This is a genomic window from Haloechinothrix halophila YIM 93223, assembly GCF_000504245.1.
GTDB classification, from domain to species: Bacteria; Actinomycetota; Actinomycetes; order Mycobacteriales; family Pseudonocardiaceae; genus Haloechinothrix_A; species Haloechinothrix_A halophila.
On record NZ_KI632509.1, the window covers coordinates 4,412,004 to 4,429,142 of the forward strand.

The window sequence follows — 17,139 nt, forward strand, 5'->3', positions numbered from 1 at the left end:
GAGCCTAGCGCGCCGCTTCACGCCGACTGCGGCAGGTCCTTCGCGTAGCAGCGGCTGCACGGGTCGTCGCGGTAGGCGCCGAACCGAGGGATGGCGTGATACCCGGACGACTCATACAGCGACATCGCCTCAGGCTGCTCGGTGCCGGTCTCCAGGATCATCCGCTTCCTGCCAGCGTCACGGGCACTCTGCTCGATGACCTCGAGCAGAGCACGCGAGTAACCATTGCCACGCACCGAATCAGCGACGTACATCCGCTTGATCTCGGCATCGCCCGGCGTGTACTCGGGTTCGGGACCGTCCTGGCAACGCCAACCGCCGCAGGCTACCGGCGCGCCGTCGAGATACCCGACGAAGAACCGGCCGCGCGGCGGCGCGAAGTCATCCGGATCAACCGGCGTGATGTCCTCGTGGCCGTAGCGGATGATGTACTCCCGCTGCACCTCGACGATCAGCTTCGTCGCGTCGGGGTGGTCATAGGGCACTGGTGCGAATTCCACTCGCACGAGGGTACGCGAGGACCGTGCGCGAGTTCGCCCGGTTTTCCGACGGTGAGACGGACGGCTCAGCCGCGCCAGTGCTGCCAGCCCTGCTCCGGCTCGTACGGCTTGCCGTCGACCGTCACGCCGACTCCCCTGTCGGCCGCCGCCGCGACGACACCGATGCGCCGCCACCCCTGCGGCACCTGCTGTGCGCTGGGGAACGTCGCGGCGAGCGCGTGGTCCTCACCGCCGGTGAGCACCCACCGCAGCGGCTCCGCACCGAGCGCGGAGGCAACCTCGATCAGCTTTTGGTCCACCGGAAGGGCGTTGGAGTCGACATCGATGCCCACGCTGGACGCCTTGGCCACGTGTCCGAGGTCGGCGAGCAGACCGTCGGAGATGTCGATCATGGCGGTCGCGCCTGCCGCCGCCGCCTCGGGGCCAGCCGCGTACGGCGGCTCTGGGTAGCGATGCGCGTTGACCACGCTGACCGGGGAACGGAATCCCCTGCCGAGCACGGCGAGCCCCGCGGCGGACCAGCCCAGCCTGCCGTTGATCGCGACGATCTCGCCCGGCCGCGCGCCGGAACGCCGCACCGGCGCGGTGCCGCGCAGGTCGCCCAGCGCCGTGACACTGATCACGATCGCCTCGGCCGCGACGACGTCCCCGCCGACGAGGCCGACACCGGCGCGTTCGGCCTCCTCCCACATACCGTCGGCCAGCTCGGTGACCTGTTCGGTGCGGGTCGCGCCGGGGCAGGCGAGCCCGACAAGCACCGCCGTCGGCATCGCACCCATGGCGGCGACGTCGGCGAGGTTCACCGCGACCGCCTTCCTGCCGACCTGCGCCGGGCTGGACCAGTCGAGCCGGAAGTGCACGTTCTGCACCAGCATGTCCGTGCTGGCCACGACTTTGCCGTCCGGGGCCGCGACGATGGCGGCGTCGTCGCCGGGGCCGAGCAGCGTGTGCTCCGGCTGGCTGCGATGCCGGGTCACCGAGTCGATCAATCCGAACTCACCGATCTCCGCGACGGTGCCTTCGGTTGGTCCCTGCTGCGACGGCACGCTAGACCTCCAGGAGTCTCGGGGTGGGTACGTGCGAGGCTGGCACACGGCGGCCAGCGATGGCACTGCGCTGCCAGCCGCCGATGGCTGCGGTAGGTTGGGCGATCCACGTCAATCCTGCCTCACTACATTGGACACTGAACCGACCGACGCAGACGAAAGGGCGCGCCGTGGTCAACGCATACATCCTGATTCAGACCGAAGTCGGCAAGGCCGCCTCGGTCGCGGCCGAGATCGCGGAAATCCCAGGTGTGGCCAGCTCAGAGGACGTGACCGGCCCGTACGACGTCATTGTCAGGGCCGAAGCGGAGAACGTCGACCAGCTCGGCCAACTGGTTGTCGCGAAGGTGCAGAACGTCAGCGGAATCACACGCACCCTGACCTGCCCCGTGGTGCATCTCTGAGCTGTGGTCTCGTAACGCCGTGTCTGAACCGGATGCCGCCGCCCCCTCCCGCTCGCTGATCATCGTCGCCGCCGTGCTCGGCCTCGGGCTGGTGGCCGCCGTCGTCGCCATCGGCATCGCCACCGGCGGCGGTGACACCTCCGCTGACGACGCGGACAAGCCGACAGGCCCGCTGCCGCTTGTCGCCGTCGCGGCGCCGGAGTCAGGCTCTGCCGCGTGCACGACCCTGACCGGCGCGCTGCCGGACACGCTGGAGTCCGCGGGCAAGCAGTTGCCGCGCCGGGAGTTGGCCGACCCAGCGCCAGAGGGTGCCGCCGCCTGGGGCGCGGTGAATCCGGTCGTGCTGCGGTGCGGCATCCCCAAGCCGGGCACGCTGACCAAGACGGCCAAGCTGCGGCAGGTCAACGGCGTGCAGTGGCTACCAGTCACTGATCAAGGCGCGACGACCTGGTACGCCGTGGACCGCAAGGCCTACATCGCGCTGACGGTGCCCGCCGACGCTGGCACCGGCCCGCTGCAGGAGATCTCGGACATCATCGACGCGGAGCTGACGGCGGTGCCGCCTCGGCCGTGAGGCCAGGAGTCGCGTCGGGATCTGGCGCGCCGGTCAGCGCAGCCCGGTTCCCCTGCTCAGCGCCGTTTCAACCAGCGTGGTCAGCAGCGTCGCGTAGTCCACGCCGGTGACCTCCCACATCTTCGGGTAGGCCGACGTCGTTGTGAACCCTGGCAGTGTGTTGACCTCGTTGATCGTCAGCTCGCCGTCAGCGCCGACGAAGAAGTCGACCCGAGCGAGGCCCTCGCAGTCCAGCGCGCCGAACGCGCGCACCGCCATCGCCCTGAGCCGTTCGGTGGTGGCGTCATCGATCTTGGCGGGGATGTCCAGTTCGGCGGCGTCACCGAGGTACTTGGTCTCGAAGTCGTACCAGGCGGAGTCGTCGTCGGCGAGCACCCTGATCTCGGCGGGCAGCGATGCCTCGACCCTCCCGTCGGGGAACTCGAGCACGCCGCACTCGATCTCTCTGCCTGCGACTCCGGCCTCGATAAGCACCTTCGGATCGGTCTCGCGTGCCATCGCGATCGCGTCATCGAGCTGCGCCCAGTCGGTGACCTTGCTGATACCGATGGACGACCCCGCTCGCGCCGGTTTGACGAACACCGGCAGCCCGAGGCGGTCGCGTTCGGCGTCGTCGAGCGTGGCGGCGTTGCGGTCGAGCACGGCGTAGGTGCCGACCGGCAGCCCTTCCGCGGCGAGCAGCTTCTTGGCGAACACCTTGTCCATCGCGGCGGAGCTAGCCAGCACACCCGCGCCGACGTACGGCAGCTCGGCCATCTCAAGCAGGCCCTGGATGGTGCCGTCCTCCCCGAACGCGCCGTGTAGCACCGGGAACACGACGTCGACCCCAGCGAGCGTGTGAAGCTCGTCGCCGGACCCGATCATGACGAGGTCGCGGCGGGTCGGGTCACCCGCGAGCACCAGTTCGTCGCCGGACTCCACCGAGGGCAACGTCCTGCCGCTGATGGCGAGCGCCTTCGGGTCGCTGGCGCCGAGCACCCAGCCGCCCTCCCGGGTGATACCGATCGGAACGATCTCGAATCGTTCCGGATCAAGGTTGGCGAGGATGCTGCCCGCCGAGACGCACGAGATGGTGTGTTCGCTACTGCGGCCGCCGAACACGACCGCGACCCTCGTTTTGTGTCCGTGCGGCACCGAATTTGCCTCGCTCATGAGCGCCGACCCTACCGCTGCCGGGTGAGCACGCTGACGAGCACACCCACCGCTTCGTGCAGTTCCTCGCGGGAACACCCAGCGTAGCCGATCGCGATGCCGTGTGCGGTCGGTTCGTCCGCGTAGTGCCTTGCGAGCCCGTCGAGCAGGATGCCCTCCTGGCGCGCCGCACGCAGTTTCGCCCGCTCGTCGTCCGCCGAGCGCAGCGGGACGACGAGGTGCGCGCCCGCGTCGTCCCCGGCCATGCCGATGCCCGCCTCCCGGAGCGCCCCGACGAGCAATTGCCGTCGTTCGGACATCTCCCTGCGCACCCGCCGCAGGTGCCTGCCGAGGTCGCCGCTGTGCGCGAACTCGGTGAACACCCGCTGCCCCGCTGGCGACGGCCGGGTTCCAGTGCGGTCACGGTAGGTCAGCACGGTGTCGGCGACCCCGCGTGGCGCGACCAGCCAGCCAGCGCCAAGAGTCGGGGTGAGGATCTTGCTCGTGGTGCCAAGGTGCACCACGACATCCGGCGCGAGCCCCGCCAACAGCGGCAACGGGGCGACGTCGAAGCGCAGCTCACCGTCGTAGTCGTCCTCGATCACCAGGAATCCCTCGGCGCGGGCGCGCTCGACCAGCGCCACCCTCCGCGTCGCGCTCATCCTGCTGCCCATCGGGTACTGGTGCGCCGGGGAGCAGAACACCGCCTTGGCCCCCGTTGGGATGGCATCCACCACAACGCCATCGGTGTCGACCGGAACGCCTGCCACCCGCAGCCCCGCGGCGAGGAACACCTGCACCGCGCGCTGATAGCCGGGTTCCTCGACCGCGACGACGTCGCCTGGCTGGAACAGCGCGGAGGCCAGCTCGGCAACGGCGCTGGTGGTACCCGCCGTGGCGAGCACGCTGGCCGAAGCGATCATCAGACCCCGGTGCCGCAACAAGTGCTCGGCGATGGCCGCCCGGTACGCGGTGAGACCCGCGCGCTCGGTCTGCTGCGACGGCGGGGTGTCGGCGGCGGCCCGCCACGCCCTGCGCCACGTGGCGCGTTCGATGCCGTCCGCCCACGGGACGCCGGGCACCAGCGCGAGCAGGTCCTCGCCGTCGGTTTCGTCTTCCGGGATGGCACTGCGCTGCGGCGCGTCGGCCGGCGGCGTGGTGGTGACGTAGGTGCCTGAGCCGTGCTTGCCCGCGATCCAGCCCTCGGCGTGCAGCTGCTCGTACGCCGCCGACGTCACGGTCCTGCTGACGCCGAGCCGCCCAGCGAGCGCGCGGGTGGACGGCAACCGGTCCCCGCCGCGTAGGTGCCCGGTGGCGGCGGCGTCGCGCAGCGCGTCGGCGAGCTGCACCGCCAGCGGAACCCCGGACCGCCGATCCAGCGCGACCGGCAGGGCAGTGCCGACACCGGTGTTCACGCCGCCTCGCGCCGGGTAGGCCGTCATGCCAGCTCCAAGCGGACTTCTCGTTTACGGAAAGATTGGCCGTTCCATCATGCCACTTGGCTGGCGAGGATGATGCCATGATCTCCACCGCACTGTCTCCGACCGAACGCAGCACCCCTGGCCGCACCAAGCACCGCACCGTGCTCGAGCGCCACGCGCTCTACGACGTGCTGGACACCGGGCTGGTCTGCCACATCGGGCTGGTGCTCGACGACTCGCCCGTCGTCCTGCCGACAGGGTACGGCCGCGACGACGACACGCTGTACCTGCACGGTTCGACCGGGGCACGCAGCCTGCGCACGCCGCCCGACGGCGTCGACATCTGCGTCACCGTGACACACGTCGACGGCATCGTCTACGCGCGCAGCCTGAACCACCACTCGATGAACTACCGCAGTGCCGTCGTGCACGGCCGCGCCCGGCCGGTCACCGAGCGGGACGAGAAGCTGCACGGGTTGAAGGTGATCACCGAGCATCTCGCGCCCGGGTCGTGGGACCACGCCCGCGGGGTCAGCAACAAGGAGTACGCCGCCGTGTCGGTGCTGGCGCTGCCGTTGCATGAGGCATCGGTCAAGGTCAGGGCCGAAGGCCCGAACGACGACCCCGAAGACGTCGAGGCGAACGCGGTGTGGGCAGGCGTGCTGCCGGTCCGGCAGATGTTCGGCACGCCGGAGCCCGCCGCCGACCTCGCGACGGACCTGCCGGTGCCCACGCATGTCACAGCCCGCGCGGCCGCACCGGTGGCAGGGCATGCGGCCACGGACACGGCGGACTGACCACGCTCAGGCCAGCACCGGACCCCGCACGTCGTCGCGGTAGGAGCGCATCGTTCTGCCGCCGTAGCGGTAGACGTGGATGCTCACGGCCGGATCCGGCCCGACGTTGGTCACCTGGTGCACGTACCCGGGACCGAACACCCGCGACTGGCCGACGGACAGTTCGTGGATGTCCAACGCTTCGGGCCGGGTTTCCGGTTCGGCCACCGCACTACCACGCGCGACGACCTCGGTGAGCTTGCCGCTGACGACGGTGAACGCACCGCTGGTGTCGCCGTGGTCGTGCAGGTCGGTGCGCTGACCGGGCAGCCAGCTCAGCAGCCAGATCTCGTCGGTGTCGGTGCGCTCGATGAGCGTGGCGAACCGCTCGTCGGGGTCGTAGCGGAGCAGGTGCCGCCAGGAGTCGCGGTCGGTGGCATACGAAAGCGCGACGCGCACCGGGTGGCGCAACGCCGGGTTCTCAGGGGCGGCGACAGTGTTATCAGGAACGGCGAACATCGAGAGGTCCTTGCTGGTCACGACGGTGGGAATGCGAAGAAGGTGTACGCGCGCGAAGCGCGGCTGATCACCGACAACAACAAGGACACGGACACGGCGCGGCGGCGGCACGGGCGATCCCCGGCCGCGAGAACAGCGCACGCTCGATCATGACGTCTAGCGAAGCAGGTGCGTCAGCGCCGGTCAAGCCAGCGCCCACGGAGTGAGACACGGCGCACAGGCCGAGCCCCGAAGCGAGTGGATCTTGAGGCGGTCTGGTGATACGGATCGCCACAACGTCGCAACATCGACGAGACGAGCTCGCAGCGAGTTGATCTTGAGACTTTCTGGTCGCTATAACGACCACAACGCCTCAAGATCCACTGAGTTTTGGCAGGTTAGGGGCGGAAACGGGCGGGCTGCCGCACTCAGCCCCACTCGGACTTCTTCGCACGGTCGAACAGCTCCGCCACGAGCTTGCGCGGGGTGACATCCTCGTGGCAGACGCGGTGCATCGCGTCGGTCAGCGGCATGTCAACGCCATGCGCCCGCGCCAGTTCCCGGATCGACGAGCACGACTTGACGCCCTCTGCCACCTGTCCGCCAGTCGCCTCCTGGGCCTGCGCGACCGTCTCTCCCCTGCCGAGCCGCTCCCCGAACGTGCGGTTGCGCGACAACGATGATGAGCACGTCGCGACGAGGTCGCCCACCCCAGCGAGCCCGGCGAACGTCAGCGGGTCAGCGCCCAGCTTGCCGCCGAGCCGGGCCATCTCCGCGAGACCCCGGGTGATCAGGCTGGCCACGGTGTTGGCACCGTAACCGAGCCCCGCGGCCATGCCGCAGCTGAGCGCGATGACGTTCTTGCAGGCACCAGCAAGCTCGCAGCCGACGACATCGACGTTGGTGTACGGCCGGAAGTACGGCCCGGAAATCGCGCGCTGAATCGCCACCGCGCGGTCGTGGTCCGGGCACGCGACGACGGCGGCGGCAGGCTGTTCCGCGGCGACCTCAACGGCGAGGTTCGGGCCGGATACCACCACGACCTGCTCCGCGGGCGCGCCGGTGACCTCGGCGATCACCTCGCTCATCCGCTTCATGGTGCCGAGCTCGACACCCTTCGCGAGGCTGACCAGTGGCACGCCGGTCGGCAGCACCGGCAGCCATGAGGTCAGGTTCGCCCGCAGCGACTGGCTCGGCACCGCGAGCACGACGGCTTCGGCACCAGCAAGCGCACTCGCCGCGTCGCTGGTCGCGCGCACCCGTCGCGGCAGCACGACGTCGGGCAGATACGCCTCGTTGGTGTGCTTCTCGGTGATCTCCTCAGCCACCTCGGCCCTGCGGGCCCAGATCGTGACGTCTCTGCCGGCGTCGGCGAGCACCTTGGCGAACGTGGTCCCCCACGAGCCAGCGCCGAGCACGGTGATCCGCTGCGGCGTCGGCAGCGGTCGCTGCTGCGTGGTCTCCTGCCGCACGCTGGCTTCAGGCATCGTCGGCCTTCGATCCGCGCTCGGCTGCCGGTGGTTGCTCACCGCGCAACTCGGCGAGCAAGGTGGTGACCTCGCTGGTGATCAGGTCGGTGGCTTCACGCCTGACCGACGCGCTCTGCGGCAGTTCGCGGTACTTCGCGAGGTCGATCGGCTCCCCCACGTGGAACTCGACGGTCTTGCGGGGGAAAGGGCGGAATTTCTTGCGATAGCCGTCGAGAATCAGGTTGGTGCCCCAGCGTGCGATCGGGATCACCGGGACGTCGTTCTCCAGCGCGAGCCGCGCCACGCCGGTATACGAGTGCTTCATCCAGCCGTCAGGATCCTTGGTGATGGTGCCCTCCGGATAGATCACGACGATCTTGCCTTCGCGGAGAGTCCGGTGCGCCTCGCGCAGCGCGTCGCCCGCGCTGGTCGTGCCCCGATACACCGGGATGCCGCCTGAGCCGATGAGGATCTGCTTGAGCACGGGGATCGAGAACAGGCTCGCCTTCGCCATGAAACGCGGCACCCTGCGCTGCCGGTGCACGAACACCGCGTCGACGACCGGATCGAAGTGGGAGACGTGGTTGAGCACGAGCAGCGCTCCCCCACTGCGCGGAATCCGGTCAGCATGCCGGTAGCGATACCCGGCGAACCAGCTGAGGGGATAGAAGATCGCCGCGGTGAAACCGACCCAGAATCCGCCCCGCTCCCGCTCGGTCACCGTCGCATCCCTCCGTCCGGACTGCTGTGTCGCAGTGTCGCGCGCCTTACCATTCTCGGTCCAGCACGGGCAGACCTCACCACGGTCCGTGCGTCAGGCAAGATAGCCGCGTGGCACCTTCGGTGAGTCTTGTCGTGCCGATCAAGTCGTTGACGCTAGCAAAGTCACGACTGCTCGGCTGCTGCTTCCCGAGTGATGAACGCAACCGTGTCCGCCTCGTGCTCGCCATGGCAGCCGACACGGTAACCGCCGCGCTGGCCACGCCCGGCGTCGGCAGGGTGCTGGTCGCCGCCGCCAAGCCGGACGAGGTTGCCGGACTGCACCGGCTCGGCGCCGACGTCGTCGACGACGGGAACGCGGCGGACCTCAACGACGCACTGCGCCACGGGGCCGCACTGCTGCGGCGGGCCGATCCGGACGGCGTCGTCGGGGCGCTGCAAGCGGACCTGCCCGCGCTGCGGCCAGGGGATCTGGCCGCGGCCATAGTCGAGGCAGCTGGCAGGCGGGCGGTGTGCGCCGACCACGCGGGCACCGGGACGACCCTGCTGCTCTCGGCCTCCGGCTGCCCCCTCGACCCACGCTTCGGTGACGACTCCGCTGCGGCTCACGTGCGCTCCGGCGCACTGCGGCTGGCCACGCCCGCCGCGACGTTACGCACCGATGTGGATACCGTCGGCGACGTCGAGCGGGTGCGGGCGCTCGGTGTCGGCCGCAACACACTCGCGGTACTGCGCGGCGAACGACACAGCTGCGCCAGCGCTGAGCCGGTATCGTGATGCCAGGAGGATCACTCGAGCCGCGGTGGATGCGGCCCGGGGTCGGACGACGTGCGAGACAATGACGGGGTGAGCACACGACGGGCGCCACAACCGCGTGACGCGCGGGGACGATTCATTCGGGCGGTACAGGTGAGCACAAGCAGCACGGAAGGCACACCCAGTACCCGGCAGGCGGCCGGGAACGGGTACGTCGCGACCGATTCGCTCGCCGTGCCAACGGCTCCGCCCGCGGTGACCCCCGCGACGGCCGCCGGTGAGCTGCCCGACGACCGCTACCTCAACCGGGAACTGTCTTGGCAGGATTTCAACGCACGGGTGCTGTCACTGGCCGAGGACACCTCGCAGCCGCTGCTGGAACGTGCCAAGTTCCTCGCCATCTTCGCGTCCAATCTCGACGAGTTCTACATGGTGCGGGTCGCGGGGCTGAAGCGCCGCGACGAGACCGGCCTGTCGGTGCGCAGCGCGGACGGCCTCTCGCCCCGCGAGCAGTTGGCCTACATCGCCAAACGCAACCAGGACCTGGTCTCCCGGCAAACCAAGGTGTTCGAGGAGTCGGTGCGCCCCGCGTTGGACGCCGAGGGCGTGCGCATCGTGCGCTGGGCCGATCTGCCGACCGGGCAGCGCGAGCGGCTGTCGCACTACTTCAGCGACCAGATCTTCCCCGTGCTGACGCCGCTCGCGGTCGATCCAGCGCACCCCTTCCCCTACATCTCCGGGCTCTCGCTCAACCTCGCGGTGACGGTGCGCGACCCGGACGGCGGACTGGAGCGGTTCGCCAGGGTGAAGGTGCCGAACAACGTGCCCCGGCTGATCAGGGTCGAAACCACTCCTGACGCGCCGACCGCGACGTTCCTGCTGCTCGAGGAGTTGATCTCGGCGCACCTCGGTGACCTGTTCACCGGCATGGAGGTCTCCGAGCACCACGTCTTCCGCGTCACCCGCAACGCCGACTTCGAGGTCGAGGAAGACCGGGACGAGGACTTGCTGCAAGCGCTGGAACGGGAACTGGCGCAGCGCAGGTTCGGCCCGCCGGTGCGGCTCGAGGTCGAGCAGGACATGAGCGAGCACATGCTCGAACTGCTGTTGCGGGAGCTGGAAGTGGACCCCCGCGACGTCGTCGCCGTGCCCGGTCTGATCGACATGACCTGCCTCGAGCTGCTGGCCGACGTCGACCGCAAGGAACTCAAGTACCCGCCGTTCGTGCCAGCGACGCACCCGGCGTTCGCGGATCGGGAGACACCCCGCAGTGTGTTCTCCACCCTCCGCGAGGGCGATGTCCTGGTGCACCACCCGTACGACTCGTTCTCAACCAGCGTGCAGCGGTTCATCGAGCAGGCGGCCTTGGACGACAAGGTGCTGGCGATCAAGCAGACGCTGTACCGGACATCGGGTGACTCGCCGATCGTCAACGCGCTCATCGACGCGGCCGAGGCTGGCAAACAGGTCGTCGCACTGGTCGAGATCAAGGCGCGGTTCGACGAGCAGGCCAACATCGGCTGGGCGCGTGCGCTTGAGCGTTCCGGCGTGCACGTCGTCTACGGCCTCGTCGGGCTCAAAACGCACTGCAAGACATCGCTGGTCGTGCGGCAGGAGGGTCAGCGCATCCGGCGCTACTGCCACATCGGCACCGGTAACTACAACCCGAAAACCGCGCGGTTCTACGAGGACATCGGGCTGCTGACGGCCGACGACGACATCGGCGCGGACCTGACCGATCTGTTCAACGTGCTCACCGGGTACTCCAGGCAGAGTGCCTACCGCAACGTGCTGACCTCGCCGAGCGGCATCAGGAAGGGCATCCTGCGCAGCATCGCCGAGGAGATCGACCGTGCCCGCGACGGCCAGCAGGCGGGTGTGCGGCTCAAGGTGAACTCGCTGGTGGACGAGCAGATCATCGACGGGCTCTACCAGGCATCGCGCGCTGGGATTCCGGTCGAGATCGTGGTACGCGGGATCTGCGCCCTCAAACCGGGCGTGCCGGGGCTATCGGACAACATCACGGTGCGCTCCATCCTCGGCCGATTCCTCGAACACTCGCGGGTCTTCCACTTCGCGGCGAGCGGGCAGTATTGGATCGGCAGCGCCGACATGATGCACCGCAACCTCGACCGCAGGATCGAGGTCATCGTTCAGGTCAAGGACCCGAAGCTCACCGCACAGCTTGACGAACTGTTCGACTCCGCGCTCGACCCCGTGACCCGGTGCTGGGTATTGAGCTCCACCGGCGAATGGACCCCGTCGCCTGCCGAGATCACCCAAGTCAGGGACCATCAGGTGGAACTACTGGCCAAGCACAGGGCGACCGGGTGAGCTGAGGACACGCGTGGGCAACTTCGACGGCAGCCACGACAGCGACCAGCAACAGGACCACCACGACCCGAGACCGGGCACGACGACGACAGCGCCGAGACGCACCGTGCGCGCCGCGGGTGCGGTGTTGTGGCGCACGGGACCCGGCGGCGTCGAGGTGGCGGTGGCGCACCGGCCCCGCTACGACGATTGGTCACTGCCGAAGGGCAAGCTGGATCCCGGCGAGACAGTGCCCGAAGCGGCGGCACGGGAAGTAGCCGAGGAGACTGGGTTCTCCTGCGTGCTCGGGCAGCAGCTGTCGCACTGCCACTACCAGGTACGTGGCGGATCCGGCGCACTCGCGGACAAAACGGTCACGTACTTCAGCGCCCGCGCGCTCGATGGCGCGTTCCAGCCGAACGAGGAAGTCGACGCGCTGCGCTGGCTCAGCCCCGCCGCCGCACGGGACCTGCTCGACTACGCGGGCGAGACCGAGGCGCTCGACCAGTTCGTGCGCCTCGGCACCGACCTGACAACGGTGCTGCTCGTGCGGCACGCCAAGGCGGGCAAACGAGAACACTGGCGCGGCGATGACGACCTGCGCCCGCTCACCCCGGCGGGCAACCGGCAGGCCGACGCGCTGCGGGCGCTGCTTCCGCTGTTCGGCCCGGATCGGGTGCACTCCGCACCCCGCCTGCGCTGCGTGCAGACCGTGCAGGGCATAGCCGACGACCTCGGCACGGGAATCACGCACGAGCCATTGCTGTCCGAGGAGGGTTACTGGGGCGACCCGGAGGCCAGCCTCGACCGGATCCGCGCGCTCGCCGCCGACGAGGGCACGCCGCTGATCTCCAGCCAGGGCAAGGTGATCCCGCACCTGCTCGCCACGCTGACCGAACGCGACGGCGTCCCGCTCGACGAGGCGCCTAGCAAGAAGGGCTCGGTATGGCTGCTGAGCTTCCGGCGCCCCGCCGCGCATGACATGAGCACCGATGGCGTCCCGCTACTGGTCGCGGCCAGCTACCTGCCGCCACCTCCGGCAGCCACGGCGCCGGACTGACGCGAAGTTCAGCGGAGGTGCAACAGAGGTGCGACAGAGGGTTGTTGCCTGATTACGCCTTGCCATCGAGGATCATAGTGCGGTCCCGGGGCAGGGCAGGCCCGGACACAACTCAGCCCCGGTGACCGCTTCACTTGCGGCAGCGCACGAAGCGCGCCAGGCAGCGAAGGGGGCTCGGTGGCAACTCAGGACGGCATCGGCGTGGCGGTCACGCACCTGCGCATGGCCGCGGCCAGGACGAACGGCACGGAGGTAGGCGCGGACGCGCATACGGGCGCCAGGTACGAGGCCGCGTTCGCGGCGGTGGACAGAGAAGACTTCACCGCGGGGCCGCAGCAGCCACCATCGGCCGCCACGCTGGAACGGGTGTTGCGGTTGCTCGGCGCGCGCTCTGGCGATCGGGTGCTCGAAATCGGCACCGGATCCGGCTACCCGGCGGCGGTGTTGTCCGAGATCGTGGGCAGGCATGGCGATGTCGTCACGACCGAGGCCGACGTCGATGTCGCGAGCCAGGCGCGGGAACGGCTGATCACGTCGGGCAGGGAATGCCGGTACGGCACCGGCCTCATCAACGTCACCGTGCTCCGGCGCGAACCGTCCGATGTACCCGCACCGCCACAGTTGTGGGACCGCGTGCTGCTGAGCACGCCCGTGCCGCTCGGCAGGGTGCCGTACGCCGCTGTCGCCGGCACCCGCCCCGGCGGCGTGCTGGTCGCGCGGTTGAGCACCGAGTTCACCATCGGACCGCTGGTGCGGTTCGATGTCGGACCGGACGGCATCGCCACGGGCACGGCCGACGCCACCAGCATGGAGCGCATCACTCCGGTGCCGACCGAGCCATCCCGCTCCCGCGCCGTGCTCACGGACGTCGACGTCAGTCACACCACCATCGACGTCGCGAATCTGGTGCGACACCCTGCCTGGCGTTGCGCGGCCGCCGTGGCAGTGCCGTCATGCCGCTACCAGGACGTGGTCATCGCCGAGGACCGCTCCGGTCCCACGCGCCCCGGCCTGATGCTGACCGATCCGATGACGTCGTCATGGGCGCACATCGAACATGGCGACGGCAGCGACCACGTCACCGTGCGGCAGGCTGGCCCCCGGCTGCTCGCGGACGAGGTACTGGCCGCCGTCCGCTGGTATGCCGATCGCGGCGCGCCGCCGCTTGAGTCGTGGACATGGGAAGTCGGCCCGGACCGTCAGTGCGTCACCATTGGCGAGTGACGCACTGACGGCCCGGCGCCTACTTCTTTTTCTTGGCGGTGGCGGCCTTCTTGGTAGTGCTCGCCTTCGACGTCGTTGACTTCTTCGTCGACGGAGACGTCTTCGCCGTCGACTTCTTCGGCGCCGTCTTGCTCGACTTGGCCGTCGACGACGTCGCCGAAGCCTTCGGCGCCGCCTTGGCGGTCGATCGTGTCGTGGACTTGGTCGCCGTCTTGGCGGTGGACGCCTTCTTCGCCGTTGCCTTGGCAGGAGCCTTGGCGGTGGTCGACTTCGTCGACTTCGCGGGTGCCTTGGTGGCCGTCCGCGTCGTGGACTTCGCCGCCGTCTTGGCTGGCGCCTTCGCCGCGGTCCTCGTCGTCGACTTGGTCGCGGTCTTCGGCGCTGCCTTGGTCGTCGACTTCGCGGTCGTCGCACGCTTCGTCGTCGTCCGCGTGCTGGCGGCCTTCGTCGTTGTGGCAGGCGCCTTCTTCGCGGTCGTCGACCGGGTGGCAGCGGGCTTCGAACCCGCCCGCGACGTCTTGCTTGCTGGCTTGGCCGCCGTGGCGGTGGTGGTCCGCCGCGTTGTGCTCGCGGTCGACGCGCGCTTAGCGGGCGCCTTCGGCAGCTTGCGCTGACCGCCGACGACCTCGCGGAACATCGTGCCTGCCTTGAACGCGGGCACGTTGGTCTTCTTCAAGCGCACCGCCTCGCCAGTGCGAGGATTCCGGGCCGTGCGAGCAGCCCTCGGGCGCTTCTCGAACGCACCGAAGCCTGTGATCGTCACCTTCTCGCCCTTGTTCACGCGGCGCACGATGATGTCGACGAGACCATCAACCGCCTCGGCAGCGACCTTCTTGTCACCAAGGCGATCGGCGAGCGCCTCGACAACTTCTGACTTGTTGGCCATACGAGTCCTCCGGAGAACTGCAGTTGTTCACGGCCTCACGGACCGACTTGAATGGCACGCTATTACTCAAATCACGAGATGGCCACACGACACAGCTTCAATTGCGTTGTGTGGCCGGAAAAAACCCCTCCGGGTGAACGTTGGCGATACTTGTTAAGCCCCAGCGACCGGAGTCGTCGTCGGTTTATATGACGGCCGAGAACGCTCAAACGCCTCGATATCGTCGGCATAACGCAAGGTCAACGCGATGTCGTCAAGCCCTTCCAGCAGCCGCCAGCGCGTGTAGTCATCAATACGGAACGACGCGGTGAAGTCCTTCGCGGTGACCGTCTTTTCGCGCAGATCCACCGTCACCTCGGTACCGGGATCGTTCTCGAGAATCTTCCAGAGCTGCTCTACATCAGACTGCTCGCACTCGGCGGCGAGCAGTCCCTGCTTGCCCGAGTTGCCACGGAAGATATCGGCGAAACGGGACGAGATCACGGCCCGGAAACCGTAGTTCATCAACGCCCAGACGGCGTGTTCGCGCGACGATCCCGTGCCGAAGTCCGGCCCGGCGACCAGCACGCTGCCACCGCGGAAAGCGTCCTGGTTCAGCACGAACGTCTCGTCGCCGCGCCACGCGGCGAACAGGCCGTCCTCGAAGCCGGTGCGCGTGACGCGCTTGAGGTAGACGGCGGGGATGATCTGGTCGGTGTCCACATTAGAACGCCGCAGCGGGACGCCGACCCCGGTGTGCTGGGTAAACGGTTCCATTGAGTGGTCTCCTTGAGAAAGTCTGGGATCTAGAGGTCCGCTGTGTCTAATGGTCGGACCCTGCAAGCAGGTCCCCGTGTCTACTGGTCGGACCCTGCAAGCAGGTCCTCCGGAGACGACAACGTGCCTCGCACCGCCGTCGCCGCGGCCACCAGCGGCGACACCAGGTGGGTACGGCCGCCCTTGCCTTGCCTGCCCTCGAAGTTGCGATTCGACGTCGAGGCGCTGCGCTCGCCCGGGGTGAGCTGATCCGGGTTCATGCCGAGGCACATCGAGCAGCCCGCCTGCCGCCACTCCGCACCCGCGTCGAGGAACACCTTGTCCAGGCCTTCCTCCTCGGCCAGCTTGCGCACCCGCATCGAACCGGGCACCACCAGCATCCGCACACCGTCGGCGACCTTGTGACCAGCGAGCACATCGGCCGCGGCGCGCAGGTCCTCGATACGGCCGTTGGTGCAGGAGCCGAGGAACACCGTGTCCACCGCGATCTCCCGCAACGGGGTGCCCGGCTTCAGGTCCATGTACGCCAGCGCCTTCTCAGCCGAGTACCGCGCGGTTTCATCGGCGATCTGCTCCGGGTCAGGCACCGACTCGCTGAGCGGCAGCCCCTGCCCAGGATTGGTACCCCAGGTGACGAACGGCGTCAGCTCGTCGGCGTTGATCTCAACCTCGGTGTCGAACTCCGCGTCGTCGTCGGTGGGCAGCGCCCGCCACGCCGCGACGGCCTCGTCCCAGTCGGCGCCCTGCGGCGCGTGCGGACGCCCCTTGAGGTACTCGAATGTCGTCTCGTCCGGCGCGATCATGCCCGCGCGGGCGCCCGCCTCGATGGACATGTTGCAGATCGTCATCCGCGCTTCCATCGACAGCGACTCGATGGCCTCGCCCCGGTACTCCAAGACGTAGCCCTGTCCGCCACCGGTGCCGATCTTCGCGATCACGGCGAGGATGATGTCCTTCGCGGTCACGCCAGGGCGCAGCTTCCCGGTGACGTTGACCGCCATGGTCTTGAACGGCCGCAGCGGCAACGTCTGCGTGGCCAGCACATGCTCCACCTCGGATGTGCCGATGCCGAACGCCATCGCGCCGAACGCGCCGTGGGTCGAGGTGTGGCTGTCGCCGCACACGACCGTCATGCCGGGCTGTGTCAGGCCGAGCTGCGGGCCGATGACGTGCACGATGCCCTGCTCGGCGTCGCCCATCGGGTGCAGCCGGACGCCGAACTCCTCGCAGTTCTTGCGCAGGGTGCTGACCTGCGTGCGCGAGACCGGGTCCTCGATCGCCTCGATGTCGGCGGACTTGCGGGAGGGGTCAAGCGTCCACGTCGTCGGGACGTTGTGGTCCTCGGTCGCGATCGTGAGATCGGGACGACGCACCGGACGGCCGGCGAGCCGCAGCCCGTCGAACGCCTGCGGGCTGGTCACCTCGTGCACCAAGTGCAGGTCGATGTAGAGCACGTCGGGTTCAGCGCCGTCGCCACGGCGCACCACATGTGCGTCCCACACCTTCTCGGCCAATGTGCGGCCCGTCGTCGCCGTCATGACGTTCCTCCTAGCGTGCACCGATCGCTACGCCCTAGACTACGTCTCAACATCTGGACATCTCACG

General features: G+C 68.8%; 17 protein-coding genes. 7 read left to right on the plus strand and 10 right to left on the minus strand.

The window, feature by feature from the left end; all coding sequences use genetic code 11:
* Positions 1 to 17: 17 nt before the first annotated feature.
* Together AMYHA_RS20050 and AMYHA_RS20055 are read right to left on the minus strand one after the other, a co-directional pair.
* Positions 18 to 500: a GNAT family N-acetyltransferase gene (locus tag AMYHA_RS20050; RefSeq protein ID WP_034273513.1), complete on the minus strand. Its 483-nt coding sequence runs from the start codon at positions 498 to 500 to the stop codon at positions 18 to 20.
* A gap of 65 nt (positions 501 to 565) precedes the next feature.
* Entirely contained in the window at positions 566 to 1,546 is a 981-nt protein-coding gene (locus tag AMYHA_RS20055; protein ID WP_034273516.1) for a thiamine-phosphate kinase, read from the minus strand.
* Between the two features lie 170 nt (positions 1,547 to 1,716).
* Here AMYHA_RS20055 and AMYHA_RS20060 point away from each other — a divergent pair, with 170 nt between their 5' ends.
* Positions 1,717 to 1,950 carry an Lrp/AsnC family transcriptional regulator gene (locus tag AMYHA_RS20060; protein ID WP_034273519.1) on the plus strand — a complete coding sequence of 78 codons (234 nt, stop codon included), beginning with the start codon at positions 1,717 to 1,719 and terminating at the stop codon, positions 1,948 to 1,950.
* A gap of 19 nt (positions 1,951 to 1,969) precedes the next feature.
* Positions 1,970 to 2,524, plus strand: a complete 555-nt coding sequence (locus AMYHA_RS20065; RefSeq protein WP_034273522.1) for a DUF3515 domain-containing protein — start codon at positions 1,970 to 1,972, stop codon at positions 2,522 to 2,524.
* Between the two features lie 33 nt (positions 2,525 to 2,557).
* Here the strand turns inward: AMYHA_RS20065 and AMYHA_RS20070 are convergent, their stop codons facing one another.
* Together AMYHA_RS20070 and pdxR are read right to left on the minus strand one after the other, a co-directional pair.
* Positions 2,558 to 3,676: a D-alanine--D-alanine ligase family protein gene (locus tag AMYHA_RS20070; RefSeq protein WP_034273523.1), complete on the minus strand. Its 1,119-nt coding sequence runs from the start codon at positions 3,674 to 3,676 to the stop codon at positions 2,558 to 2,560.
* A gap of 11 nt (positions 3,677 to 3,687) precedes the next feature.
* Entirely contained in the window at positions 3,688 to 5,097 is a 1,410-nt protein-coding gene (gene pdxR, locus AMYHA_RS20075) for a MocR-like pyridoxine biosynthesis transcription factor PdxR (RefSeq protein ID WP_051400111.1), read from the minus strand.
* 77 nt (positions 5,098 to 5,174) lie between these two features.
* Here pdxR and AMYHA_RS20080 point away from each other — a divergent pair, with 77 nt between their 5' ends.
* Positions 5,175 to 5,873, plus strand: coding sequence for a pyridoxamine 5'-phosphate oxidase family protein (locus AMYHA_RS20080; protein WP_051400112.1), 699 nt, complete (start codon positions 5,175 to 5,177; stop codon positions 5,871 to 5,873).
* A 6-nt stretch (positions 5,874 to 5,879) separates the two neighbouring features.
* Here AMYHA_RS20080 and AMYHA_RS20085 read toward each other — a convergent pair whose 3' ends face one another.
* From AMYHA_RS20085 to AMYHA_RS20095, 3 genes are all read right to left on the minus strand, one after another.
* Positions 5,880 to 6,371 (minus strand): cysteine dioxygenase, encoded by a 492-nt coding sequence (locus tag AMYHA_RS20085; protein ID WP_034278111.1) that lies wholly within the window; start codon positions 6,369 to 6,371, stop codon positions 5,880 to 5,882.
* 407 nt (positions 6,372 to 6,778) lie between these two features.
* Entirely contained in the window at positions 6,779 to 7,837 is a 1,059-nt protein-coding gene (locus tag AMYHA_RS20090) for an NAD(P)H-dependent glycerol-3-phosphate dehydrogenase (RefSeq protein ID WP_051400113.1), read from the minus strand.
* On the minus strand, positions 7,830 to 8,540 hold the full coding sequence (locus AMYHA_RS20095) for a lysophospholipid acyltransferase family protein (protein WP_034273525.1): 711 nt from the start codon (positions 8,538 to 8,540) through the stop codon (positions 7,830 to 7,832). The genes AMYHA_RS20090 and AMYHA_RS20095 overlap by 8 nt, the downstream gene beginning before the upstream one ends.
* A 110-nt stretch (positions 8,541 to 8,650) precedes the next feature.
* Here AMYHA_RS20095 and cofC point away from each other — a divergent pair, with 110 nt between their 5' ends.
* The 4 genes from cofC to AMYHA_RS20115 all read left to right on the plus strand — a co-directional run bounded on the left by cofC (position 8,651) and on the right by AMYHA_RS20115 (position 13,892).
* Positions 8,651 to 9,316 carry a 2-phospho-L-lactate guanylyltransferase gene (gene cofC / locus AMYHA_RS20100; protein WP_231104837.1) on the plus strand — a complete coding sequence of 222 codons (666 nt, stop codon included), beginning with the start codon at positions 8,651 to 8,653 and terminating at the stop codon, positions 9,314 to 9,316.
* Between the two features lie 132 nt (positions 9,317 to 9,448).
* Positions 9,449 to 11,629, plus strand: coding sequence for an RNA degradosome polyphosphate kinase (locus tag AMYHA_RS20105; RefSeq protein WP_034273530.1), 2,181 nt, complete (start codon positions 9,449 to 9,451; stop codon positions 11,627 to 11,629).
* A 106-nt stretch (positions 11,630 to 11,735) separates the two neighbouring features.
* Complete coding sequence (locus AMYHA_RS20110) at positions 11,736 to 12,668, plus strand: NUDIX hydrolase (RefSeq protein WP_084037644.1); 933 nt, start codon at positions 11,736 to 11,738, stop codon at positions 12,666 to 12,668.
* A gap of 177 nt (positions 12,669 to 12,845) precedes the next feature.
* Positions 12,846 to 13,892, plus strand: a complete 1,047-nt coding sequence (locus AMYHA_RS20115) for a protein-L-isoaspartate O-methyltransferase family protein (protein ID WP_051400114.1) — start codon at positions 12,846 to 12,848, stop codon at positions 13,890 to 13,892.
* Between the two features lie 19 nt (positions 13,893 to 13,911).
* Here the strand turns inward: AMYHA_RS20115 and AMYHA_RS26595 are convergent, their stop codons facing one another.
* The 3 genes from AMYHA_RS26595 to leuC form a co-directional block, all read right to left on the minus strand.
* Positions 13,912 to 14,778: an HU family DNA-binding protein gene (locus tag AMYHA_RS26595; protein ID WP_084037394.1), complete on the minus strand. Its 867-nt coding sequence runs from the start codon at positions 14,776 to 14,778 to the stop codon at positions 13,912 to 13,914.
* A 153-nt stretch (positions 14,779 to 14,931) separates the two neighbouring features.
* Entirely contained in the window at positions 14,932 to 15,534 is a 603-nt protein-coding gene (gene leuD / locus AMYHA_RS20125; protein ID WP_034273532.1) for a 3-isopropylmalate dehydratase small subunit, read from the minus strand.
* 80 nt (positions 15,535 to 15,614) lie between these two features.
* On the minus strand, positions 15,615 to 17,072 hold the full coding sequence (gene leuC, locus AMYHA_RS20130; RefSeq protein WP_034273535.1) for a 3-isopropylmalate dehydratase large subunit: 1,458 nt from the start codon (positions 17,070 to 17,072) through the stop codon (positions 15,615 to 15,617).
* Between the last annotated feature and the right edge of the window lie 67 nt (positions 17,073 to 17,139).